The sequence below is a fragment of the Xanthobacter albus genome, from assembly GCF_043194895.2.
Taxonomy (GTDB): domain Bacteria; phylum Pseudomonadota; class Alphaproteobacteria; order Rhizobiales; family Xanthobacteraceae; genus Xanthobacter.
In genome coordinates, this window is record NZ_CM195532.1 from 2,229,507 (window position 1) to 2,253,304 (window position 23,798).

At 67.0% G+C, this 23,798-nt stretch carries 17 protein-coding genes, 3 tRNA genes and 3 pseudogenes; 13 read left to right on the forward strand and 10 right to left on the reverse strand.

All coding sequences use genetic code 11. From position 1 onward, the window contains the following. Positions 1-130 precede the first annotated feature (130 nt). The 3 genes from der to V5F75_RS09965 are packed head-to-tail and all read right to left on the reverse strand — an operon-like array spanning position 131 to position 2,525. Complete coding sequence (gene der / locus V5F75_RS09955; RefSeq protein ID WP_394037597.1) at positions 131-1,501, reverse strand: ribosome biogenesis GTPase Der; 1,371 nt, start codon at positions 1,499-1,501, stop codon at positions 131-133. A 53-nt stretch (positions 1,502-1,554) separates the two neighbouring features. Further along, entirely contained in the window at positions 1,555-1,818 is a 264-nt protein-coding gene (locus V5F75_RS09960) for a hypothetical protein (protein WP_394037599.1), read from the reverse strand. A gap of 11 nt (positions 1,819-1,829) precedes the next feature. Then, on the reverse strand, positions 1,830-2,525 hold the full coding sequence (locus tag V5F75_RS09965; RefSeq protein ID WP_394037601.1) for a tetratricopeptide repeat protein: 696 nt from the start codon (positions 2,523-2,525) through the stop codon (positions 1,830-1,832). Positions 2,526-2,715: 190 nt separating this feature from the next. Here V5F75_RS09965 and V5F75_RS09970 point away from each other — a divergent pair, with 190 nt between their 5' ends. Further along, entirely contained in the window at positions 2,716-3,516 is an 801-nt protein-coding gene (locus V5F75_RS09970) for a PAS domain-containing transcriptional regulator (RefSeq protein ID WP_394037603.1), read from the forward strand. A gap of 134 nt (positions 3,517-3,650) precedes the next feature. Continuing rightward, entirely contained in the window at positions 3,651-3,983 is a 333-nt protein-coding gene (cowN, locus tag V5F75_RS09975) for a N(2)-fixation sustaining protein CowN (RefSeq protein WP_394037605.1), read from the forward strand. A gap of 177 nt (positions 3,984-4,160) precedes the next feature. On the opposite strand, the gene V5F75_RS09980 is transcribed toward cowN, so the two are convergent. Beyond that, complete coding sequence (locus V5F75_RS09980) at positions 4,161-5,786, reverse strand: arylsulfatase (RefSeq protein WP_394037913.1); 1,626 nt, start codon at positions 5,784-5,786, stop codon at positions 4,161-4,163. An 80-nt stretch (positions 5,787-5,866) separates the two neighbouring features. Further along, positions 5,867-6,862, reverse strand: coding sequence for an HAD family hydrolase (locus V5F75_RS09985; protein ID WP_394037909.1), 996 nt, complete (start codon positions 6,860-6,862; stop codon positions 5,867-5,869). Between the two features lie 261 nt (positions 6,863-7,123). Between V5F75_RS09985 and V5F75_RS09990 the strand changes: the two genes are divergently transcribed. Further along, positions 7,124-8,290: an AraC family transcriptional regulator gene (locus tag V5F75_RS09990; RefSeq protein WP_394037907.1), complete on the forward strand. Its 1,167-nt coding sequence runs from the start codon at positions 7,124-7,126 to the stop codon at positions 8,288-8,290. Positions 8,291-8,389: 99 nt separating this feature from the next. Here the strand turns inward: V5F75_RS09990 and V5F75_RS09995 are convergent. The 3 genes from V5F75_RS09995 to V5F75_RS10005 all read right to left on the reverse strand — a co-directional run bounded on the left by V5F75_RS09995 (position 8,390) and on the right by V5F75_RS10005 (position 10,443). Continuing rightward, a tRNA-Glu gene (locus V5F75_RS09995) sits at positions 8,390-8,464 on the reverse strand. 174 nt (positions 8,465-8,638) lie between these two features. Next, a complete protein-coding gene (gene glnA / locus V5F75_RS10000) occupies positions 8,639-10,054 on the reverse strand; it encodes a type I glutamate--ammonia ligase (protein WP_394037905.1) in 1,416 nt (471 codons plus the stop codon). Positions 10,055-10,104: 50 nt separating this feature from the next. After that, positions 10,105-10,443, reverse strand: coding sequence for a P-II family nitrogen regulator (locus tag V5F75_RS10005; protein ID WP_393990342.1), 339 nt, complete (start codon positions 10,441-10,443; stop codon positions 10,105-10,107). A 252-nt stretch (positions 10,444-10,695) separates the two neighbouring features. On the opposite strand from V5F75_RS10005, the gene V5F75_RS10010 reads away from it, so the two are divergent. Next, on the forward strand, positions 10,696-12,159 hold the full coding sequence (locus V5F75_RS10010; RefSeq protein WP_394037911.1) for an NAD(P)H-hydrate dehydratase: 1,464 nt from the start codon (positions 10,696-10,698) through the stop codon (positions 12,157-12,159). A gap of 51 nt (positions 12,160-12,210) precedes the next feature. Here V5F75_RS10010 and V5F75_RS10015 read toward each other — a convergent pair whose 3' ends face one another. Continuing rightward, positions 12,211-13,449 carry a multicopper oxidase family protein gene (locus V5F75_RS10015; protein ID WP_394037903.1) on the reverse strand — a complete coding sequence of 413 codons (1,239 nt, stop codon included), beginning with the start codon at positions 13,447-13,449 and terminating at the stop codon, positions 12,211-12,213. Between the two features lie 352 nt (positions 13,450-13,801). Between V5F75_RS10015 and V5F75_RS10020 the strand changes: the two genes are divergently transcribed. The 8 genes and pseudogenes from V5F75_RS10020 to V5F75_RS10055 all read left to right on the forward strand — a co-directional run. Further along, positions 13,802-13,886: transfer RNA gene (locus V5F75_RS10020), tRNA-Leu, on the forward strand. A gap of 199 nt (positions 13,887-14,085) precedes the next feature. Next, complete coding sequence (gene tig, locus V5F75_RS10025; protein ID WP_394037901.1) at positions 14,086-15,438, forward strand: trigger factor; 1,353 nt, start codon at positions 14,086-14,088, stop codon at positions 15,436-15,438. A 135-nt stretch (positions 15,439-15,573) separates the two neighbouring features. After that, positions 15,574-16,209, forward strand: a complete 636-nt coding sequence (locus V5F75_RS10030; RefSeq protein ID WP_394037899.1) for an ATP-dependent Clp protease proteolytic subunit — start codon at positions 15,574-15,576, stop codon at positions 16,207-16,209. A 470-nt stretch (positions 16,210-16,679) separates the two neighbouring features. Continuing rightward, the gene (gene clpX / locus V5F75_RS10035) at positions 16,680-17,948 is read left to right on the forward strand and encodes an ATP-dependent Clp protease ATP-binding subunit ClpX (protein ID WP_237347743.1); all 1,269 of its coding nucleotides are present in this window, start codon (positions 16,680-16,682) and stop codon (positions 17,946-17,948) included. Between the two features lie 291 nt (positions 17,949-18,239). Next, complete coding sequence (gene lon / locus V5F75_RS10040) at positions 18,240-20,657, forward strand: endopeptidase La (protein WP_394037896.1); 2,418 nt, start codon at positions 18,240-18,242, stop codon at positions 20,655-20,657. Positions 20,658-20,972: 315 nt separating this feature from the next. Beyond that, the gene (locus V5F75_RS10045; protein WP_234052210.1) at positions 20,973-21,251 is read left to right on the forward strand and encodes an HU family DNA-binding protein; all 279 of its coding nucleotides are present in this window, start codon (positions 20,973-20,975) and stop codon (positions 21,249-21,251) included. 343 nt (positions 21,252-21,594) lie between these two features. Then, positions 21,595-21,670 (forward strand) — tRNA-Val (locus tag V5F75_RS10050). A 218-nt stretch (positions 21,671-21,888) separates the two neighbouring features. Further along, a pseudogene (locus V5F75_RS10055) lies at positions 21,889-22,190 on the forward strand (transposase); the annotation flags it as partial. Here V5F75_RS10055 and V5F75_RS10060 read toward each other — a convergent pair. Then, positions 22,155-23,424: pseudogene (locus tag V5F75_RS10060) on the reverse strand (IS3 family transposase). The pseudogenes V5F75_RS10055 and V5F75_RS10060 overlap by 36 nt on opposite strands. Positions 23,425-23,471: 47 nt before the next feature. On the opposite strand from V5F75_RS10060, the pseudogene V5F75_RS10065 reads away from it, so the two are divergent. After that, positions 23,472-23,765 (forward strand): annotated as a pseudogene (locus V5F75_RS10065) (integrase core domain-containing protein); the annotation flags it as partial. Positions 23,766-23,798 lie beyond the last annotated feature (33 nt).

Genomic DNA, 23,798 nt, shown 5'->3' on the forward strand with positions numbered 1-23,798 from the left:
CACGCGAACCGTCCCCCGCTTCGCGCGAAGGCATTTCCTCCGAAGCGGGAGCGTGAAGGTCCATCCCCAGGGTTACCCGCGCCCGTGATCGGCAAGGGGCGTCCGGCGTCTGCACCGACGCCCGAAGCGTTCAATCGGCGTAGGGATTGTCCTTCTGCCTCAGCGTCAGTCGGATCGGCACGCCCGGCAGGTCGAAGGTCTCGCGCAAAGCATTGGTGATGTAGCGCAGGTAGCTCTCCGGCAGCGCATCGGCGCGCGAGCAGAAGAGGACGAAGGAGGGCGGGCGCGCCTTGGGCTGCGTCATGTAGCGCAGCTTCACCCGCCGTCCCGAGACCGCCGGCGGGGGGTGCTTGTCCACCACCTGCTGCAGCAGGCGGTTGAGCGGGTTGGTGGCCACGCGCTTGTTCCACACCTTGTGGGCCTTGGCGATGGCTTCGACCAGCTTGTCGAGCCCGTGGCCGGTGAGGCCGGAGAGCGCGACGATGGGCACGCCCTTGATCTGAGGCAGCAGGTGGTCCGCCTCCTCGCGCAGGCGGGTGGCGAGGCCACCGCGGGGGATGAGATCGGACTTGTTGTAGCCGATCACCACGGCCCGACCCTCGCGGGCGACGAGGTCGGCGATGCGCAGGTCCTGCTCCTCGAAGGGGTGGGTGGCGTCAATGAGCACCACCACCACCTCCGCGAACTTCATGGCGCGCAGCGCGTCCGCCGCGGAGAGCTTCTCCAGCTTGTCCTCGATGCGGGCGCGCTTGCGCAGCCCCGCCGTGTCGAACACTTCGAGCTTCGTGCCGCGGAAATCCACTTCCACCGCGATGGAATCGCGGGTGATGCCCGCCTCGGGGCCGGTGAGCAGGCGGTCTTCGCCCAACAGGCGGTTGATGAGGGTGCTCTTGCCCGCGTTGGGGCGGCCCAGCACGGCCACCTTGATGGGCCGCTTCGGCGCTTCGGCGGGCTCTTCGGGCTCCGCGTCCTCGCCGTCCTCGTTCTCCGCCTCCGGGCGGGTCTGCTCGGGCAGGGCATCGCAGATGGCGTCGTAGAGGTCGGAGAGGCCCTCGCCATGCTCGGCGGAGAAGGGCACGGGCGTGCCGAGGCCGAGGGCGAACGCCTCGATGGCGCCCGCCTCGCCGCCGCGCCCCTCGCTCTTGTTGGCGACGAGGATGGTGGGCTTGCCGGCACGCCGCACCAGGGCCGCGAATGCCTGGTCGGTGGGGGTGAGTCCCACCCGCGCGTCGATCAGGAAGAGGATGGCGTCGGCATCGCCGATGGCGGCCTCGGTCTGGGCGCGCATGCGGCCTTCGAGGCTGGCGGCGTCCGCCTCCTCCAGGCCGGCGGTGTCCACGATGCGGAACGAGAGGTCACCCAGCCGGGCATCCCCCTCGCGGCGATCGCGGGTGACGCCGGGGCGGTCGTCCACCAGCGCGAGCTTCTTGCCCACGAGCCGGTTGAACAGGGTGGACTTGCCCACATTGGGCCGGCCGACGATGGCCAGGGTGAAGGTCATGGATTGCGGCTCGTCGCCCGGAGAGAATGGAGTGGGAACGCCTGAAGCGCGCCTCAGCGGGACTGGCCGGAGCCCGCGGGCGGCGGGTTCGGCAGGTCGATGACGGCGTTGGCGTTGGAGGGTTGGCCGGGGCCGGTGGAGTAGTCGACGCCCGGCACGCCCTGGGGAAACACCTGCTGGCGCGCGCCGGGCAGGGGCTTCTTGTTTTCGTCGAACGGGTTGAACTTCTCCAAGGTCTCGCAGCCGGCGGCGGCGAGCGCGAGCGCGAGCCCGATGGCGACGCGCAGCGACCTCGAAACAAGGCGGGACTGTCCCATGGGGAGCATCCTTATTGAGCGGCGGCCGGGGCGGCGGGCGCCGCGGGGGCTTCGGCTGGGGCGGCGGGCGTCGCCGTGAGGCGGCGGATGAGCTCGGCGCGGGAGCGGATGCCGCCGGTGGCTTCCGCATCCTCGGTGATCTCGGTGGCGGTCTTGTTGGCGGCGGGGAGGTCCCCGGCCTTCATCTGCGCCAGGGCCAGCACCTCGCGGGCGGGGTTGCGCAGCGGGCCGGTGCCGGCCGCGAGGTCGCCCACGCGCTGCTTCACCGCAGAAAGATCGGAGGTGTCGAGCACCATGAGCCCGGCGCGCAGGCGCGCCATATCGCGCGCGAGGGGCGGCAGCCGGCTGTCGCCAGCGATGGCGTCGAAGGCGGAGACGCCGGCGGCGGGGTCGCGCTTCGCCGCGGCCTCGGCGGCGCGGAACAGGGCGATGGCGCGGTAGCCGGCGGGACCGGTCTTGGCGATCTCCTGGAAGGCGGCCTCGGCCTCCGCATATTTGCCAGCGGCGCTCAGGGCCCCGGCCTCATCGAGGGCGACGGAGGTGGCAATGGCCTGCTGCTGGCGCCAGTAGCTGTAGCCGCTCCAGGCCGCCGCGCCGGCGATGGCGAGCACCACGGCGGCGATGAGGACGATGCCGTAGCGGTCCCACAGCTTGCGCATCCGCTCGCGCCGGAGGTCTTCCTGGATCTCGTGGAAAATGTCGGTCATCAAAGGTCCGCAGATGCAGGGCGCAGTCGCGCCGGCTCAGGGCGGCTAACCTATCCATGCGGCTTCATCGTGGCAAACCCGGCGTGGCCGTGCCTGTGGGCGACATGCGCTTGCCGTGCCGCGTCCCGCCCTTAGGATGGACCTGGGCCCGCCGCCGGCCCTGGGGCGCGGGGGAGACGGGGACGACCGCATGTCGATGCCGACGGACGAGCAGGCGCCGCGCGCGGCCGCCCCGTCCTTTGAATACCAGCTCAACCGCACCCCGGTCGGCGTCGTGATGCTCGACGCCGATCTCGTCATTCGCGCTGTGAACCCCGTGGCCCTGCGGCTGCTGGCGCCGGCGGGGGCGAGCCTGTTCGGCGTCAACCTTCTCGACCTGCACCCCGATGAGGCGCGCGACAAGGTGGGCTGGCTCATCTCGCGCGCGGCCACGGGCGCGGACGGAACCGCCTCGCTGGTGGTGACGACGGCCATGGGCAGCCTCGTCGCCAAGGTGAGCCGCCTCGACGGGGCGGGCGGCGTGGCCGCCGGCTACTGCATGATGATCCACGCCCTTGCCGACGCGCCCGTGATGGGGCGGGCCGATTCGGACCCGGCGGAGCTGCGGGTGGAAGCGGTGCCGGTGGCGGCCGAGGCCGGCCAGCCCCTGTGCCCCCTCATGAAGCTGCCGCTCATGCGCGGCAGGGGGGCAGTGATCTCCCTGATCGATGTGGGCGAGGTGGTGTGCCTCGTCGCCCAGGGGCACTATGCGGAGGCGCGCACGCTCTCCTTCTCCGCTTTCTGCCCGCGCTCCCTGGCGGACCTGGAGCGGCGGCTCGATCCCTCGGTCTTCCTCAGGGTGCACCGACGTTATGTGGTGAACATCCGCCACGTGCGCGGGGCCGAGCGGGCCGATGGCGGCTGGCACCTCATCCTCGCCGACAAGGCCGCGACGCGGGTGCCCGTGAGCCGGGCCAAGGTGGAGGCGATGCGCCGGATGCTGGCGGTGTGAGGTGCCGTTCGTGCAGCCTGGATGCCGTTCGTGCACACAGCTCGTGAGCCGTTCCTGCCGCGTTGAGCGTCCGGCCGCCGGCCGCCACCCTTCTGCCATGCGCTGATCCGGCGCCTCCGCAGAGGGGTGTTCCCATGGACTCGTCCGTTCCCGCCGATTTCTCCCATTTGCCGAGCGATCTCGACAGCCCCGATCGTTACGTCACGTTCCGCGGTATCGATTTCGAGGGCAACATGGCCCGCGTGCTCGCGCACCTCTTCCGCTACATCGACGATCCCGCCCATGGCAACGCGTTCTGGGCGCGGTTCAAGGCGCGGCTCGCGGCGACGGGGGAAGGCGGGTCGGCCATCTGCGACAAGCTGCTGCTGCTCCACTCCCACACCTACTACATGGTCGACCTGTTCGAGGACCACGACGACGAGGAGGCGTTGGCGGACCTGCGGAAGCTGGAGGAGGAGTGCTTCTGAGCGCCACGGGGGCCGGGGCGTTTTCAGGCAAGGCGGGTGGCGCGCGCACGAAGGCGCGTTCGCGATGTCCGGTCCTGGGGAGATGAGCCTCCGAACCATTGTCCCTTTGCGAGAGAGGGCAGCGGTGCGATCGCGCACCGCTGCCCTCGTTTCGTCAGGTCATCAGGAACCTGTGGCTCAGTTGCCGGTCGGCAGAGGCAGCGAGAAGCCCTGCTCCTTCAGGCTTTCCTGAACGTTCTTAAAGCGCTCATAACCCGACAGGGTGATGGGGCCGGCATAGGCTTCGCTCTGCGGCTTGCGCGGCGGGTACTGGACGTAGGTCTTCATCAGCTTCTGCATGGCCTCGTTGGCCGGAACGAGTGCCCAGGTGCTCTCGGTGAAGGTCGTCATGAAGATGTCGTAGCGCTCCTGCGGATCCTGCTGCAGGTCGAAGACCTGCGGAACCGTGGCGACATACTTCTCGGCGCCCTTCCAGCCCAGATTGGTGTCGACCGCGAGGCCGCCGGTGTGCGCGCCGTCATCGCCACGCAGGTTGAAGACATATTTGAAGTTGTCCACGCGCGCGGCGCCCGGCGAGAGCTCGTTCTCCGTGAAATAGAACCACTCGTGGCGCGGCGTCTCGCCCTTGCCGAACCACACGGGGGTCATGTCGTAGCTGTCGAAGATGATCGGCTCGCCGGCGCGGTCCTTGGTCGGCAGGGGAACCCCCGCGAGCGCGGCGAAGGAGGCCATCAGGTCCAGGCCGCCGATGATGTCGTCGTTCTTCACGCCGGCCTTCACCTTGCCGGGGAAGCGGACCATGGACGGGACGAGGTTTCCGCCCTCGCGCACGGTGCCCTTGGTGCCGCGGAAGGGCGTGTAGCCGGCATCGGGATACACGTCCTGCCAGGCGCCGTTGTCCACCGTGTAGAAGACCAGCGTGTCGTCGGCGAGGCCGAGCTCATCCAGCTTCTTCAGCACGTTGCCGATGCGGGTATCGAGCTCGACCACGGAATCCGCATATTTGGACTTCGAGATCGACTTGCCGATGAAATCCGGCGCCGGCAGGTTGGGCTGGTGGTTCTTCATGAAGTTGATGTTGATGAAGAACGGGGTGTTCTTGTTCTTGGAGGCATCGTCGAGGAACTCGACCGCCGCCTTCTCGACATACTCATCGAGGAACGGAATGCCCACGACGCCCTTCTCCGGCGTGTTGACATACTCGCCGTTCACCTTGAAGTCCTGCTTCACCGGCCCGCCGGCATTGCCGGAAAGCGCGCCCTTCGTGATCTTCTCGAACATCTCCCGAAGCTTGGGGTTCATGTCCGGGAACCACTTCGGATCGCCATAGGTGTAGGCGTTGAGGTGGTAGAGGAAGGCGTACTTCATCACGTCGTAGCCCTGGGCGTTCGGCAGGGCGTAGTCCGCCTCGCCGAGGTGCCACTTGCCCGTGAAGTAGGTTTTGTACCCGCCCTGCTTGAGCACGGAGGCCAGGGTCCATTCCGCCGCCGGCAGCCCGCCGCCCTGCCCCTGGAACGCCACGGTGGTCATGCCGGAGCGGTTGGGGATGCGGCCGGTCTGGATGGCCGCGCGGCCGGGCGTGCAGCTCGGCTGGCCGTAGAAGCTGGTGAAGGTCATGCCCTCGGCGGCCAGTCCGTCGAGGTTGGGGGTGGGCATGCCACGTCGCTTGCCGCCGAGATAGGCGCCGAGATCGCCCCACCCGGTATCATCGGAGACGATGAGCAGGATGTTGGGCTTCTTGGCCGGCGCCGCTCCTTGCGCATGCGCGCTGCCAGCGAACGCAAAAAGCGTCGTCACGGCAATCGCGCACAATGATGTGTGCTTAGGCAGGCTCAATGGACCGCTCCCATTTTCTTGGATGACCCGAGCTGACCGAGGCCAACTCACTTCACGTCCGGAAAGATCCGCTTCCAGTCGTTTTTCATGTCGATGAGGACCCAGCCTTCCGCGGGAGCCATGTCCATGGCCTTGTCGAGGCGGCCAAACGACGAGACCCGGTCATAGGCGTATTCGCGCACGGCATCGGTGTGATGCACGATCATGCCGAGGCGCGCGCCATCGCCCGCGGTCGTCCATTGCAGCATCTGGAGGTCGCCGTCCGAATTGCCGAACGCCGCGATCGGCCGCTGGCCGATATGCTGGTTGATGCCCACCGGCTTGCCGGCGCCGTCGTCGATGAAGTTGATGTCCGGCAGGCGGATCAGCATCGGCTTGCCGTCGACCACCTCGAACCGGGTCTTGATGCTGGAGCCGACGACTTGCGCGGGCGGTATGTCGTAGACCTTCTCCGACCACGGCCGCATGAACTCGATGCCGCCGCCGGAGACGATGTAGCTGGTGAAGCCGTTCTCGCGCAGATAGGCGAGCAGCTCCAGCATCGGCTGGTAGACGAGGTCGGTATACGCTTTCTTGAAGCGCGGATGCCGGGCTTCGGCCAGCCATTCGGTCACGGTCTGCTGGAACTCCTCCGGGGTCATCCCGGCATGGGTGACCATGACGAGCTGCATCAGCCCCTTCTCGCCGGATGCGGCCAGCGTTTTCAGGTCGCCGTCGATCGCCGCCTTGAGGGTCGGGTCGTCGCGCCATTCGGGGTGGCTTGGGGCGAGTTCGCGGAGCCGGTCCAGCGCGAAGGCAAGCTGGGTGTACATGGGCTGCTCCACCCAAAGCGTGCCGTCATTGTCGAACACCGCTATGCGCTGTTCGGGCGGCACGAAGTCCTTGCCCTGCCGGTCGGTGACCCTGTTCACGAAGGCCTCGATCGCCTGCTTGGCGGGCCCGTCGTTCCAGGAGGCCAGCGGATCGCAGAACGCTGGTGTGCCGAGAATGGAGAGTAGTCCTGCAATGCAGGCGATGTGTGCGAATACACGCTTCCAGCCCATATCTGCGCCTCATTCCGCACTTGCAAAAGAATATTTTATATAATTATATGGAACATATAATTATTGAATGGCATAAATGATCGTATATTTATTTTACAAGATTATAATGTATTGTTCATGTGCCAAATTGCATATAATTTATGTTATTATGATACATTTTAGCGACAGTGCAGGTATGTTGATCAGGCATCTTGAGCGGGTGGCGAATTCAGGCCACATTGTCGCTGCCGGTTCTTCTCATTTTGCGTCGCCGGGGAATGTATGACGGGCTACTCGGGATCGGTTGCGCTGGTGCGCGCGCGCGGCTTCGGCAACCTGCCTGAATTCGTGGAAAGGCAGGCCGGCGAGCGGACCCTCGTCGACATCTTCGAGAAGGTGGGCCTGCCGCTGGCGCTCCGCGATGATCCGATGATGCCCCTGCCGCTGCCTTCCATGATGAACCTGTTCGAGCGTGCGGCGTGTGCTCTGGACAATCGGGCCTTCGGGCTGGAGGTGGGCGAGCAGATGACCCACAGGGGATACGGCCTGTGGATCGATTACAGCACGGGTGCCGAGACCCTCGGTGGGGCGCTCCATCGCCTCGTGGCCACGAGCTGGGCGCATCAGAGCGGCGGGCGCATGGAGCTGGTCGAAGAGGGCGATCACAAGGTGCTGCGGTTCTGCTCGCCGGCGACGGCCCTGAGCAGGGTTCAGCACTCAGACCATATGCTCGCGCCCATGCGGGCCTTCATGAGGCTGTATCTGGGGCCGCGTTGGAACCCCGCATGGGCGGAGGTGGATTACACGCGCGATGCCGGAGCCGGCGCGGTCGAGGACCGGCTTCAGGCGGCGCTTCGATGCGAGCGGCCTGGCGCAGGCGTCGCCGTGAGGGGGGACGAGCTGGGCCGCCGCCGTGGCCAGAGCCATCCTATCCCGCGGCTGGACAGGGTCATCACCCTGAGAGATGTCCTCGCGGACGTTATCCTCGCCAACGCGCCGGAGCCCGCGCGCGCGATCTCGGCCGTGGTGGCGCTGCGCCTGCTGGATGGCCGAAGCGACATCGAGGGCGCGGCCGCCTTCGTCGGCCTGAGCGTTCAGGGGCTCCAGCGCCGCCTGCGCGAGAAGGGCTACACCTACCGGGAAATCGTGGGCGCGGCGCGGGCCGCGCGCGCCATGCGGCTGCTTCTGGAGACGCGGATGTCCGTGCTGTCGATCGCGCTGTCTCTCGGCTACGAAACGCACGCGGCCTTCACGCGCGCCTTTGCTCGTCGCATGGGATGCTCGCCGCTGGAGTATCGCCGCGGGGGGCGGGGACGTCATCGTGTGATGAGGGCGGCATCGGCCGCGGGATTGCCGCGCCCGCTGCGAGCCGGATCCCACGGTCTTCCTGCGAGGGAGGGCGCGTGGCCGGGCGCCCATCTGTTTTGGGGGCTGATCGTGCCAGCGTGATGGCCCGCTTTGCTTCAGGCTGGCGCGCTTAGGATTTGGAGGTCGCTGTCCGCGCCACCAGCCGCTTGGGAAACAGTAGAAATTTCCGAAGCAGTGCTGTGGCGCGCCCTAGGGGAGTCGAACCCCTCTCTCCACCGTGAAAGGGTGGCGTCCTAACCGATAGACGAAGGGCGCTAAGCGCTGGTCCTTATAGGCGGGGCATTTTCGTTCGGCAAGCACCCGGCGCCGAGTTTTCCAAAGGCATGCCGCCGGCTCCGAAAAAGAAAAGGGGCGCCCCGCAGGAGGCGCCCCAGTCGCAGAAACGTGCCGATGGGCAGGTGCGGCCCTCAGAACGGGCCGCACGCCATATCAGACCGAGTAGTACATCTCGAACTCGACCGGGTGCGGCGTCATTTCGAAGCGCATCACCTCGGCCATCTTCAGCTCGATGTAGGACTCGATGAAGTCCTTCTGGAACACGTCGCCCTTCAGCAGGTAGTCGTGGTCGGCGGCGAGCGAATCAAGCGCTTCGCGCAGCGAGCCGCACACGGTCGGGATCTGCTTCAGCTCGGCCGGGGGCAGGTCGTACAGGTCCTTGTCCATGGCCTGGCCGGGGTCGATGCGGTTCAGGATGCCGTCCATGCCGGCCATGAACAGGGCGGCGAAGGCGAGGTAGGGGTTCGCGCCGGGATCGGGGAAGCGGACCTCGACGCGCTTGGCCTTCGGGTTGTTGGTGTAGGGGATGCGGCAGGACGCCGAGCGGTTACGCGCGGAGTAGGCCAGCAGCACCGGCGCCTCGTAGCCGGGGACCAGACGCTTGTAGGAGTTGGTCAGCGGGTTGGTGAAGGCGTTCAGCGACTTGGCGTGCTTGATGACGCCGCCGATGTACCACAGGCAGTAGTCGGACAGGTCGGCATACTTGTCGCCGGCGAAGAGGGGCTTGCCGTCCTTCCAGATGGACTGGTGGACGTGCATGCCCGAGCCGTTGTCGCCGAAGACGGGCTTCGGCATGAAGGTCGCGGTCTTGCCGTAGATGTTGGCCACCTGGTGGATGCAGTACTTGTAGACCTGCAGGTGGTCGGCCATCGTGACCAGCGAGCCGAACTTCAGGCCGAGCTCGTGCTGGGCGGAAGCCACCTCGTGGTGGTGCTTCTCGACCACGGCGCCCATCTTGGCCATGGAGGCGAGCATCTCGGAGCGCATATCCTGGGCGCTGTCGATCGGGGGCACGGGGAAGTAGCCGCCCTTGGTGCGCACGCGGTGGCCGAGGTTGCCGCCCTCATACTCGGTGTCGGCATTGGTGGGCAGCTCGACGGAGTCGAGCTTGAAGCCCGTGTTGTACGGGTCGGCCTTGAAGCGGACGTCGTCGAAGATGAAGAATTCGGCCTCGGGGCCGAAGGCGACGCTGTCGCCCACGCCGGTGGACTTCAGATAAGCCTCGGCCTTCTTCGCGATGGAGCGCGGGTCGCGGCCGTAGGGCTGGCCGGTGGTCGGCTCCAGCACGTCGCAGACGATGGAGAGCGTGGTCTCCGAGAAGAAGGGGTCGATGGAGGTGGTGGCCGGGTCCGGCATCAGGAGCATGTCGGACTCGTTGATGGCCTTCCAGCCGGCGATGGAGGAACCGTCGAAGGCGGTGCCCTCGGTCAGGAATTCCTCGTCGACCATGGAGATGTCGAAGGTGACGTGCTGCCACTTGCCGCGCGGATCGGTGAAGCGCAGGTCGACGTACTTCACGTCCTCAGCCTTGATCTGCTCAAGGACGTCCTTGGCCGTCTTGGTCGTCATGTGGATGTCTGCCTTTCTGGGAAAAACTGCAGGTGAAACCTTGGGAGGCGTCAGATGGCGTCGAGGCCGGATTCGCCGGTGCGGATTCGGATCGCTTCCTCTACCGGGGAGACGAATATCTTGCCGTCGCCGATCCGTCCCGTCTGAGCTGCGCGACGAATCGCATCGACCGCCTTCTCCACCATCTCGTCGGCGATCACGATCTCGATCTTCACCTTCGGGAGGAAGTCCACCACGTACTCGGCACCGCGATAAAGCTCCGTGTGACCCTTCTGGCGCCCAAAGCCCTTCGCCTCGGTGACGGTGATACCCTGCAGGCCCACGTCCTGCAGCGCTTCTTTCACCTCATCAAGCTTGAAGGGCTTTATGATTGCCTCGATCTTCTTCATGCGCTCCGTCTCCCGGTGGCCCAACCCGCCGCCGCTGGGTCGGGCCGGCGAGGATTAAGCAGGATGCGTGCCACAAGGCTGTCCACGGGGGGATGCCGCCGCGAGGCCAGGGACAAGCTCATGATTGCACGAAAAATGGTCAGCTTGCCCAATAAATGTGCCAAGGCTGCCCGTCCGCTCAGCCGAAGCTGTGCATGAACTAGGCATCGCCGGAAGGAGACCTGAGTGTACGCGCTTCTCGATCCCCAGGAAATGAACCGGGCCGACCGCTGCGCCGTCGAGATGGGCGTGCCCTCCCTCAAGCTGATGGAAAATGCGGGGCGGGCCGTAGCCGACGTGGTCGCGCGCCGGTCGCCCTCCGCTCGCGTGCTGGTGCTGTGCGGCCCCGGCAACAACGGCGGCGACGGCTTCGTGGCGGCGCGCATCCTCGCCGGGCGCGGCTTTCGGGTTCATCTCGCCCTGCTCGGCAGCCGCGAGCATCTCGCGGGGGATGCGGCCGCGATGGCGGCGCTCTGGGCCGGTCCGGTGGGGGATGCCCGCACGGCCGACCTCTCGGCCGCGGATCTTATCGTGGACGCGCTGTTCGGCGCCGGCCTTTCGCGCGATCTCGATGGTGACGCGCGTGCGCTGGTGGAGCGCATGGCGGCCTGCGGGCGGCCCATCGTGGCGGTGGACCTGCCCTCGGGCCTCGACGGCGCCACCGGGCTGGTGCGGGGCGCGGCGGCGCCTGCGGTGGAGACGGTCACCTTCTTCCGCCGCAAGCCGGGGCACCTGCTGGAGCCGGGCCGGGGTCTGTGCGGCAAGGTGCGCGTGGCGGACATCGGCATTCCGGAGGCGGCGCTGGACGTGGTGAGCCCGCGCGCATGGGCGAACGGGCCGCAGCTTTGGGAGGGCGCCTTTCCGGTGCCGCGCCGGAGCGGCCATAAATATGATCGCGGCCATGCGGTGGTGGTGAGCGGCGGCGCCTGGACCTCGGGCGCGGCGCGGTTGGCCGCGCGCGGCGCGCTGCGGGCCGGGGCGGGCCTCGTCACCGTGGCGTGCCCGGCAGCGGCGCTGCCGCTCCAGGCGGCCTCCTATGCCGCCATCATGGCGCGGCCCATGGAGGGGCCGGACGACCTTTCCGCCTTGCTCGCCGATGCGCGGCTGCACACGGTGCTGCTCGGTCCCGGCCTCGGCGTGGGCGAAGCGACGCGGCGGCTGGCCGCGCTGGCGGCGCCGGGCCGGCGGCTGGTGCTCGATGCCGATGCGCTCACCGCCCACGCGGGGGCGGCTGGTGCCGTGGCGGAACTCGCGCGGCTGGCGCAGGCGCTGGTGGTGACGCCCCACGACGGGGAGTTCGCGCGCCTGTTCCAGGACGAGGCGGAGGTGCGCGGCGCGCCCGGCAAGCTGGCGCGCACGCGCGCTGCCGCGGCCCGGCTCGGCGCGGTGGTGGTGCTGAAGGGGCCCGACACGGTGGTGGCGGCGCCCGATGGCCGCGCCGCCATTGCGGAAAATGCGCCGCCCTATCTCGCCACCGCCGGTGCGGGGGATGTGCTGGCGGGCATCACCCTCGGCCTGCTGGCGCAGGGCATGCCGGCATTCGAGGCCGCGGCGGCTGCGGTCTGGGTGCACGGCGAGGCGGCGCGTGCGGCCGGCCCCGGCCTCGTGGCCGACGACCTGCCGGAGGCGCTGCGCATCGTCTACACCTCTCTCTACGAAACCCTGGGCGTCGAATAGGCGAGTGGACCGGCGCCGCGCCGCAGCGGGGCGCCGGTTTCGCGGGAGATGTCAGGCCGTGACCTGATAGGTGCGGGCCGCCACGCGGGCGCTGTCGCCCGAGCGCTGGGCGACGATGGACCATGTGCCGGCGCTTTCGGCCTTGAAGGCGACGCGGGCGGTGCCTTTCGCCCGTATCGGCACGGTATCGTGCCACCAGGGGCTCCAGCCGTCGTAATTGGCGTCGAGCAGGCGCACCGGATGGCCGTCGATGCGCACCGTCACCGGCGCGTCGAGCGGGTTGTCCAGGGTCAGCACCACCACGCGCCCCGTCTTCACGCTGCCGAGGAAGGGCGGCGTGGCTTCCGTCGCTCCGCCCTCCAGCTTGAAGGTGAAGCGGGCGGCGTCGGAGAAGGGCAGCTCGGCCGGCAGGCCGTTGCCGGGCAGGGGCGCCGGCGGGCCGCTCGGCGCGGTGCCGCCGGCGCCCACCGGCGTGACGATGGCGAGCTGCACCGGATCCTGGCTGCTCTCGATGGAGAGGATGGCGGGGTCGGCGCCGCCGAGGGTGACGGCGAGGTCCACCCGGCCGCCGGGCGCGATCTGCACCCGCGAATCCTTCGGCGCGAACGGCTCGGCCGGCTGGCCGTCCACCGCGATCACATAGCTCTCCGGCGCGTTCACGCGGATGCGCAGGAACAGCGGCGTGGCATTGATGAGCCGCAGCCGGGTGCGCCCGCTCGCGGGGCCCTGGAAAGTGGGCGAGATGGCGCCGTTCACCGGGAACAGCGGCAGCCCCGTTTCCGGCGGGAAGCTCTGGATGAACAGGACGTGATCCGATTCGTAGGCCGGCGTGCCGTCTTCCTCCACCACCAGGGCGCCGGCGAGGGCGCGCCGGGCGAGGGCGGGGTCCGCCGCATGGTACCAGAAGGTGCCGGCATCGCGCGGGGTGAAGCCGATGTCGGCCTTGGCCCCGGCCGCCACCACCGGCGCGGAAGGATCGGTGCCCGCGGCCGTGCGCACGCCCTGCCACACCAGCGAGAGGCTCTCCTTCATCGCATTGTCGAGGGAGACGGCGAGCGCGCTGCCCTTCTTCACCCGCAGCACGGGGCCGGGCAGGGCCTGGTTGAACAGGGCGAGCCGCCCCTGGCCGGCAAGCTCCGGAAGGCTGCCTTCCGCCGCCCGCAGGGCGATGGGGCCGCCCTGGCCCTGCGCAGCCGCCGGCGGCGCAAGCGCGGGCAGGATGAGGGAGGAGCAGGAGAGGGCGGCCGCCCCCTTCAGTACGGTACGCCGGGAGAAGGTGTGCGTGCTCACGCGAGGCTCTCCAAAGGGGCACGGCCGCGCACCCGGCAGTGCCCCTGGGGCCGTTGCGCCGGGTCGCTGGCGGGACCTTACTGACCTCGCGCGGAAAAGGGCAAGCGCCATTCGCGCCGCTTGTCACCGGCGTGGCGAGGTGGCCGCCGGGCGCCTTGCGCGGCCGGGGAAACCGCACCATTTTCTTGCTGCACCCCGCGAAGAGCATGATATAAGCCGCGACCCGACCGGCGTTCGCGCGCCGGGTCGAGCCTCCCATGGCGCGTGCCCTTGCGGGAACGCGGCGATGGTTCGTGGCGGCGGCGCGGGGCAGGCAGCCTGTGGCCGAGGCCGGAGGGTGTCGGCTGCGCACGCGGGCGTGGCGGAACTGGTAGACGCGCGGGATTTAGGTTCCCGTGACGCAAGTCGTGGGGGTTCGAAACCCTCCGCCCGCACCACGGTGCCGGTTTCATCCAGGTCGCAGCCGGTCGTTCCGCCGCAGCTCGCCGTGTCGCGAGGGCTTGCGCGGCTTGCGCGGCTGGTGTTGGCGCTCCCCCGAAGGGCGCGCTCCATCGCGTGGCCGCGGCGTCCGTCGTGGGAGCCACCGGATTCTCAAGTTCCCGCCCGGCGCGGCGGCAAGGATGTGAAGGCAAGACGATGCAGGTGACCGAGACCAAAGCCGAAGGCCTCAAGCACGCGTTCCGCGTGGTGGTTCCCGCCGCGGACCTGGACGCCAAGGCCGACGCGCGCCTCAACGAACTCAAGGGCCAAGTGAAGCTCAACGGCTTCCGCCCCGGCAAGGTTCCGGCCGCGCACCTGAAGCGCGTGTACGGCAAGCAGATCATGAGCGAAGTGATCGAGCAGACCGTCAACGACACCAACGGCAAGATCGTCGAGGAGCGCGGCTTCCGCCTGGCGCTCCAGCCGAAGGTGAGCCTGCCGGCGGAGGACCCGCAGGGCCAGGGCCTGCTCGATGGCGGCAAGGATCTCGCCTACGACGTCGAGATCGAGGTTCTGCCCAAGATCGAGCTGGGCGACTTCAAGTCCATCGCCATCGAGAAGCCGGTGCTGGAGGTGACGGACGCCGAGGTGGACGAGACCGTCCAGCGCATCGCCGAGGGCAACCGTCCGTTCGCCCCCAAGGAGGGCGCCGCGGCTGACGGCGACCGCGTCACCATCGACTTCGCCGGCTATGTGGATGGCGTGAAGTTCCCCGGCGGCGAGGGGCAGGACATCGACCTGCTGCTCGGCTCCAAGAGCTTCATCCCCGGCTTCGAGGACCAGCTGGTGGGCATTTCCACCGGCGAGAGCCGCACCATCTCCGTGACCTTCCCGGAGGATTACGGCGCGGCCGAGCTGGCCGGCAAGGCCGCCACCTTCGAGGTGACCGCCAAGGCCGTGGCCGCCCCGGGCGAGGTCGCCCTGGATGACGAGTTCGCCAAGACCCTGGGCATGGAAAGCCTGGAGAAGCTCAAGGGCATGGTGCGCGAGCGCATCGGCGCCGAGCACGCCGGCGTCGCCCGCCAGAAGGTGAAGCGCGCCCTGCTCGACGCTCTCGACGGCCTGCACAAGTTCGACGTGCCGGAAGGTCTCCTGAGCCAGGAGTTCGAGGGCGTTTGGAACCAGGTGCAGCAGGACCTCGCCGCCCAGAAGCGCAGCTTCGCCGACGAGGGCACCACCGAGGAGGAAGCCCGCGTGGACTATCGCAAGATCGCCGAGCGGCGCGTGCGTCTCGGCCTGGTCCTTGCGGAAATCGGCGAGCGCAACAATATCCAGGTCTCTGACGACGAAGTGACGCGCGCGGTCGTGGAGCGGGCGCGTCAGTTCCCCGGCCAGGAACAGCAGGTTTGGGAGTTCTACCGCAGCAATCCGCAGGCGCTGGCTTCCGTGCGTGCCCCCCTGTTCGAGGAAAAGGTCGTCGACTTCCTGCTGGAGCTCGCCAACGTCACCGAGAAGCCGGTGACCAAGGAAGAGCTCTACAAGGTGGAAGACGAGGACGCGGCGGCCTGACGAATCGGGTCGCTATCGTCCAGGATGAACCCGGGTGGCGCGCTTCGGCGTGCCACCGCTTGCGCCGTAGAAACGACAGCGCGACGGGACAGCAGATTTCAGCTGATCTGGACCGACAGCGCCTGAGGGCATCAGATGCGTGATCCTATCGATACTTATATGAATTACCTCGTTCCCATGGTGGTCGAGCAGACCAACCGTGGCGAGCGGGCCTACGACATTTACTCGCGCCTCCTGAAGGAGCGCATCATCTTCCTGACCGGCCCGGTGGAAGATGGCATGTCCACCCTCGCGGTGGCGCAGCTGCTGTTCCTGGAAGCGGACAATCCGAAGAAGGAAATCTCGATGTACATCAACTCCCCGGGGGGAGTGGTGACGTCGGGCCTCGCCATCTACGACACCATGCAGTTCATCAAGCCGGCGGTGTCGACCCTGTGCATCGGCCAGGCGGCCTCCATGGGCTCGCTGCTGCTCACGGCCGGCGAGAAGGACATGCGCTTCGCCCTGCCGAACGCGCGAATCATGGTCCACCAGCCTTCCGGCGGCTTCCAGGGCCAGGTGACGGACATCATGCTGCACGCGCAGGAAATCCTGAACCTGAAGAAGCGGCTGAATGAAATCTACGTGAAGCACACCGGCCAGGAGCTGAAGGCGATCGAGGATGCCCTCGAGCGCGACAACTTCCTGACCGCGGAAGCCGCCAAGGAGTTTGGCCTGATCGATTCGGTGATCGAGAAGCGGCCGACGGACGAGGCGCCCAAGAGCGTGTGACGACGGCTCGGCCGGTGCCCGCGGCAGGGCTCCGGCGCGATAAATGGCCCGCGCGGAGGATGGTCCCTGTTTGTCCCCCTTGCGTGCGGTGCGAGATCGCGCTTGCATGTCCCTAAGCCGGCATCGGATGCCGCGTGTCGGCCCTCGCCCTTTAATGGCGGGGGTCGTCGCGTTTCAAGGCCATGCCGAAGGGCGTGGCCAGCGCTGAAGAGGGCCGGGCGACGACGCGATGGGGCAGGTGCCCCGGCGGGCGGCCGTGGTCCGCTTTAACCAGCGCCCATGATGCCGCAGGGAAACCCCCGCCGCTGCCTTGATCGCGCCGTTGGAGGGTGATTGGCTGGCTTTCGGCCATAGCCCGAATGGGACCGAAACGGGATTGGCGAGCTTCTTGCTTGGCCTAATCCCCCACTGGTGATCTGTACGACACAGGCGCGCTTTGTGTCCGTATCGATAGATCGTAGGAGACGAAGATGAGCAAGACCGGCGGCAGCGACAGCAAGAACACGCTTTATTGCTCGTTCTGCGGCAAAAGCCAGCATGAGGTCAGGAAGCTCATCGCCGGACCGACCGTGTTCATCTGCGACGAGTGCGTCGAGCTGTGCATGGACATCATCCGGGAAGAGTCCAAGTCCTCTCTGGTGAAGTCGCGGGATGGGATCCCGACCCCGAAGGAGATCCGCAAGGTTCTCGATGATTATGTCATCGGCCAGGACCATGCGAAGAAGGTCCTCTCGGTGGCCGTGCACAATCACTACAAGCGCCTCAATCACGCCTCCAAGCACGGGGACGTGGAGCTCGCCAAGTCGAACATCCTGCTCATCGGCCCCACCGGCTCGGGCAAGACGCTCCTGGCGCAGACGCTGGCGCGCATCCTCGACGTGCCCTTCACCATGGCCGACGCCACGACCCTCACCGAGGCCGGCTATGTGGGCGAGGACGTCGAGAACATCATCCTCAAGCTGCTCCAGGCGGCCGACTACAATGTCGAGCGGGCGCAGCGCGGCATCGTCTACATCGACGAGATCGACAAGATCAGTCGCAAATCCGACAATCCGTCCATCACCCGCGACGTCTCGGGCGAGGGCGTGCAGCAGGCGCTGCTGAAGATCATGGAAGGCACGGTGGCCTCCGTTCCGCCCCAGGGCGGCCGGAAGCATCCCCAGCAGGAGTTCCTGCAGGTGGACACCACCAACATCCTCTTCATCTGCGGCGGCGCCTTCGCCGGGCTCGACAAGATCATCTCGTCGCGCTCCAAGGGCTCGACCTCCATCGGCTTCTCCGCCAAGGTGGCCCCGCCGGAGGATCGCCGCCCCGGCGAGCTGTTCCGCGAAGTGGAGCCGGAAGATCTGCTGAAGTACGGCCTCATCCCCGAGTTCATCGGCCGCCTGCCCGTGCTGGCGACGCTGGGTGACCTGGACGAGGAAGCGCTGAAGAAGATCCTCTCCGAGCCCAAGAACGCCCTGGTGAAGCAGTACCAGCGGCTGTTCGAGATGGAGAACGTGGACCTCACCATCCACGAGGAGGCGCTCGGCGCCATCGCCCGCAAGGCCATCGAGCGCAAGACCGGCGCGCGCGGCCTGCGCTCGATCATGGAAGGCATCCTGCTCGACACCATGTTCGACCTGCCGGGCCTGGAGGGCGTGGAGGAAGTCGTCATCTCCCGCGAGGTGGTGGAGCAGAACGCACGCCCCCTCTACATCTACGCGGACCGCGTCGGCGACGCGGGCGCCAGTGCCTGAGGGCGCGGCTCCGACATTTCTCCCCCGCGCCGCAAGCGCGGGGGAAGCAACGCTTTTTGATCGATTTGACGTTCGTCTCCCGCCCCGCGCCGTTCTTCCGGGGCGCCTGCAGCAGCCCTTGAAACGGGCTGCTGGCGTATCCATGTTGTTGGGGAAAGATCCGGTCTCCGTGCTCGGACCTCATGCCTCCCGCGGTGTCCACCGCTTCAGCATCGAAAAGCCGTTCCGGTAACCCGGCTGCGTGCACGCGCGGCAGCGCCTTCGCGTGTGCACCAAAGAAAGGATTGGGTCATGACGAGCCAGAAGCCGCGCCCCCCGCTCGTTGCCGGTGTGTCGCAAGCCTACCCGGTGCTCCCGCTGCGGGACATCGTGGTTTTCCCTCATATGATCGTTCCCCTGTTCGTGGGCCGCGAGAAGTCGATCCGCGCCCTCGAGGAGGTCATGCGCGGCGATACCTACATCCTCCTCGCCACGCAGGAGAATGCGTCCGACGATGATCCCGCGCCCGATGCCATCTTCGGTGTGGGCACGCTCGCGACCGTGCTGCAACTGCTGAAGCTGCCCGACGGCACCGTGAAGGTGCTGGTGGAGGGCGTCTCGCGCGCGCACGTCTCCCGCTACACCGACCGCACCGACCTCTATGAGGCGGAAGCCATCATGATCGAGGACGATCCCGGCGATCAGGTGGAGGCGGAAGCGCTTGCCCGCTCGGTGGTGAACGAGTTCGAGAACTATGTGAAGCTCAACAAGAAGGTGTCGCCCGAGGTGGTGGGGGTTGTCGGCCAGATCGACGACCACTCCAAGCTCGCCGACACCATTGCCTCGCACCTCGCGGTCAAGATTCCCGAGAAGCAGGCGGTGCTGGAGACCGTGAAGGTTTCCGACCGGCTGGAGAAGGTGCTCGGCCTCATGGAGAGCGAGATCTCCGTGCTGCAGGTGGAAAAGCGCATCCGCTCCCGCGTCAAGCGGCAGATGGAGAAGACCCAGCGCGAATACTACCTCAACGAGCAGATGAAGGCGATCCAGAAGGAGCTGGGCGACGAGGACGGCAAGGACGACCTCCAGGAGCTGGAGGACCGTATCAAGCGGACCAAGCTCACCAAGGAGGCGCGCGAGAAGGCCACGCACGAGCTGAAGAAGCTCCGGCAGATGTCGCCCATGTCGGCGGAAGCCACCGTGGTGCGCAACTACCTCGACTGGCTGCTCTCCATCCCGTGGGGCGTGAAGAGCAAGATCAAGAAGGATCTCAACTACGCCCAGGAGGTGCTGGACGCCGAGCACTACGGCCTCGACAAGGTCAAGGAGCGCATCGTCGAGTATCTGGCCGTGCAGAGCCGCGCCAACAAGCTCACGGGGCCCATCCTGTGCCTCGTCGGCCCGCCCGGCGTGGGCAAGACCTCGCTCGGCAAGTCCCTCGCCAAGGCGACGGGCCGTGAGTTCGTGCGCGTGGCCCTCGGCGGCGTGCGCGACGAGGCCGAGATCCGCGGCCACCGGCGCACCTACATCGGCTCCATGCCCGGCAAGATCATCCAGTCCATGCGCAAGGCCAAGAAGGCCAACCCGCTGTTCCTGCTGGACGAGATCGACAAGATGGGCGCCGATTTCCGTGGCGACCCGTCCTCGGCCCTGCTTGAGGTGCTCGACCCCGAGCAGAACAAGACCTTCGCGGACCACTATCTTGAGGTGGACTACGACCTCTCGAACGTGATGTTCGTGACTACGGCGAACACGCTGAACATTCCGCCGGCCCTCCTGGACCGCATGGAAGTGATCCGCATCGCCGGCTACACCGAGGATGAGAAGGCGGAGATCGCGCGCAAGCACCTGATCCCCAACGCCCTGCAGAAGCACGGCCTGTCGACGAAGGAATGGTCCATCGACGACGCGGCGCTCACCACCGTGATCCGGCGCTACACCCGCGAGGCGGGCGTGCGCAACCTGGAGCGCGAGATCTCCACCCTCGCCCGCAAGGCGGTGAAGGAGCTCATGCTCTCCAAGAAGAAGTCGGTGAAGGTGACCGCCAAGAACCTGGAGGATTTCCTCGGGGCGCCGCGCTACCGCTACGGCGAGATGGAGACCGAGGACCAGGTGGGTGTCGTCACCGGCCTCGCCTGGACCGAGGTGGGCGGCGAGCTGCTCACCATCGAGGGCCTGATGATGCCCGGCAAGGGCAAGATGACGGTCACCGGCAACCTGCGCGACGTGATGAAGGAGAGCATCTCGGCCGCGGCGTCCTACGTGCGCTCGCGGGCGGTGGACTTCGGCATCGAGCCGCCGCTGTTCGAGCGCCGGGACATCCACGTCCACGTTCCCGAGGGGGCGACCCCGAAGGACGGGCCCTCGGCGGGTGTCGCCATGGCGACTGCCATCGTCTCGGTGATGACCGGCATTCCGGTGCGCCGCGACGTGGCCATGACGGGTGAGATCACCCTGCGTGGCCGGGTGCTGCCCATCGGCGGCCTCAAGGAAAAGCTCCTGGCTGCCCTGCGTGGCGGCATCAAGAAGGTGCTGATCCCGGAGGAGAACGCCAAGGACCTGGCGGAGCTTCCGGCCAACGTGAAGAACGCGCTCGAGATCGTGCCGGTGTCGCGGATGGACGAGGTGCTCAGCAACGCGCTGGTGCGCTCGCCCGAGCCCATCACCTGGGAAGAGAAGCCGGTGAACGCCCCGGTGGGCGGCGAGGACTCCTCCGGAGTCGTTGCGCACTGAGGGTTTGAGCCGGCGGGGCATATCCTTGCCGGCTCATTTTCCCCGCCGCGGGGCCCGTGCGGGCGGTCGCGGCGGAGGGCTCCGCAAAAGCGGAAGTCGATGTGTTTGATTTCAATGGGTTAGAAGATATCGGCGGGCGGTCCGGTTCTCGGGTCGCCCGTCTTTTTTTCGCGGTTGCAATGCGAGAAATCGTGCATTGGCGCGGGTTTGAAGCGGATGGTGCTTGCAAAAGCCGTATTTTCCGTGATGCTCGCGCCGATCGTCGGGGCCCTGCCCCTCACGATTCGCGTTTTGACAACGGAAGGGAATGGTCAGATGACCACCAAGAACGAACTGATCGCCGCGGTGGCTGAGGAGGCCAAGCTGACGAAGACGGCTGCTGCCGCTGCCGTTGACGCCACCTTCGACATCATCGCCAAGGCGCTCAAGCAGGGCGAGGAAGTCAAGCTGATCGGTTTCGGCAGCTTCTCGGTGGTGACCCGCGCCGCCCGCGAGGGTCGCAATCCCCGCACCGGCAAGCCGGTGAAGATCAGCGCCTCCAAGGCGCCGAAGTTCACGCCCGGCAAGGGCCTGAAGGAAGCCGTCAACGAGTGATCCCGTGTTTCGGGCGCCGCAGCGGTGGCGCGGCGTCCGAAACGACGAAGGATCTTCCGTTTCGCTTTTGGACGGCCGCCTGTCAGCCCTTCGGCGAGGCGGCCGGCTCACTTTCGTTTGCCATGCGAGAGGGTGCCGTGTGAGGCTGTCGCAAGGCAGCGCTGGTGCGCGACGGCATCATGCCCTCATGAGATGATGCGGGCGCGCGTTCTTTAGCCGATGCGTCGCCAGCGGTTGGCTGGGCGTTGGGGCGTGACGTGATCCCCCGTGTCACGTATGCCTTATCCCCAAGCGGCCTTGCCGCTGTGGGCGGGGGATGATTTAACGGCGCATGCCGCCGGTGGGGCGGTTAGCTCAGTTGGTAGAGCATCTCGTTTACACCGAGAGGGTCGGCGGTTCGAGCCCGTCACTGCCCACCATCGCTCCAGTCTATTGATATTCAATAAGAAAATTGATTGAACTGATCGAGGCGTGCACCCCAATGTTCACATCGGGGCGTTTCGGATGCATTTGTGGTTAAGAGGCTTGACATACTGGTTCTCCCTCCGGGTACCCCGTCGCCACATTGCAGTGAGGTGGTCCCCGAAAGTTGGACAGGGCGTTAAGCTTGGTTCGGCCTGACGGAAGGACGAGCCTGATAACCGGGAAAGGGAAGCGGCGTTCCGCGGATTCCAAGGCGAAGGTGGCCCTGTGGGGCGCTCCGCGGGGAGCAGACGTTGGCCCTGCTGGCAGCGGAGCACGGCTTCCACCAGACCATGATCAAAGCCTGGAAGAAGCAGGCGGTCGAGGGGATGGCCTCGGTGTTCTCCGGCAAGGCGGAAGCCGCCGATGCCGCCCGCGAGAACGAGATCGACCAACTCCACGCGAAGATCGGCCAATTGGTGGTGGAATGGGAATTTTCCGTCAGGCCTCCGGGCGCTGAGCCTGGGGGCGAGACGCGGCATTGACGTTTCCCCCGCCTTTATCTGGCGTTGAGTTCGTTCTGGTGGTTGGGTTTGGGCTTGTCGGCCGGTGAGCGGCGGGATCTGGCGCGGAGCTTTTGGCTTGGCGCAGCGGCAGATCCCGTCGCGGGTGGAAGGCGGAAGGGGTCTGCCAGCGGAGGGCGGAGTACGGGCGTGATCCGTTGTAGTCGGACCGCCACCTGCTCAGGGCCGTTCTGGCCTGGCTCAGCCCCGAGAACAGCGTCTCGTTGAGAAGCTCATCGCGCAGGCGGCCGTTGAAGCTCTCGATGAAGGTGTTCTGCATGGGCTTGCCCGGAGCGATGTAACGCCAGTCGACCTTTGCCGCATCCGCCCAGGCAAGGATGGCATTGGAGGTGAACGCGCTGCCATTGTCGCTGACGATCATCCCCGGCCTGCCGCGCTCGGACACAAGGCGATCCAGCTCCCGGGCCACCCGCAGGCCGGACAGCGATGTGTCCGCCAGCAGGGTGAGGCATTCCCGGGTGCAGTCATCCACGACGGTGAGGATGCGGAAGCGGCGGCCATCGGTGAACTGGTCCGACACGAAGTCGAGCGACCAGCGCGCGTTCGGCCGCATGGGGATCATCATGGGCGCCCGCGTCCCGATGGCCCGCTTGCGGCCACCTTGCCGCTGCACCTTGAGGCGCTCCTCGCGATGGAGCCGGAACAGGCGCTTGTGGTTGACCGCCCTCCCGCCGCCGCCGCACGTGCAGGCGCCGCCTTACGGCAATTGCAATCAATTGCCTGCCGGCCAATGGATAGCCGAAGCGTCGCCGCTCATGGGCGAGGGCCTTCATGCGCTCGTGCCGGGCGCCGTCGTTGGCCCGCTTCGCTTGGTATCTCATGGTCATGCGGCAGAAGCTGGTGGCTTTACACGCCTGCCATTCGCTCATCCCGTGGTGGGGCTCATGACATGGGCGACGGCTTTGCGCTCGGCAGCGGGCGTCACCGCTTCTTTCCCAGGAGATCCTTCAGCGCGACATTGTCCAGCATCGCGTCGGCCAGCATGCGTTTCAGCTTGGCGTTCTCATCCTCCAGAGCCCGCAGCCGCTTGGCCTCCGACACCTCCATGCCGCCGAAACGAGCCTTCCACTTGTAGATGCTGGCGTCGCTGACCCCGTGCTGCGGCAAAGCTCCGCGACCGGAATCCCGGCCTAATGCTCCTTCAGGATCGAGATAATCTGCTCTTCCGAAAAGCGACTGCGCTTCATGTCCTGGTCCTCATGTCGGGCCAGAACAAACTTCAAGCTGGATTAGCCAGGGGGGCAACGTCACCAGCCCGCGCTTCACCCAGGTGCTGCTGGAGGCCGGCGTGCGGATCTCCATGGATGGCCGCGGCCGGTGGATGGACAACGTGTTCATCGAATGCCTCCGGCGGTCGCTGAAATACGAGTGCATCTACCTCAACGCCTTCGAGCCCGGCTCCGAGGCCCCGGCCGGGATTGGCCGCTGGGTCACCTCCTACAATCGCGCGAGGCCCCACTCGGCCCTCGGCGGCAAAACGCCGGACGAGGTCCACATGGCCTGCGACGGCATCAACATGGCGGCGTAACAAACACCAGAACCACGCTTAGCGAAGCCGCCA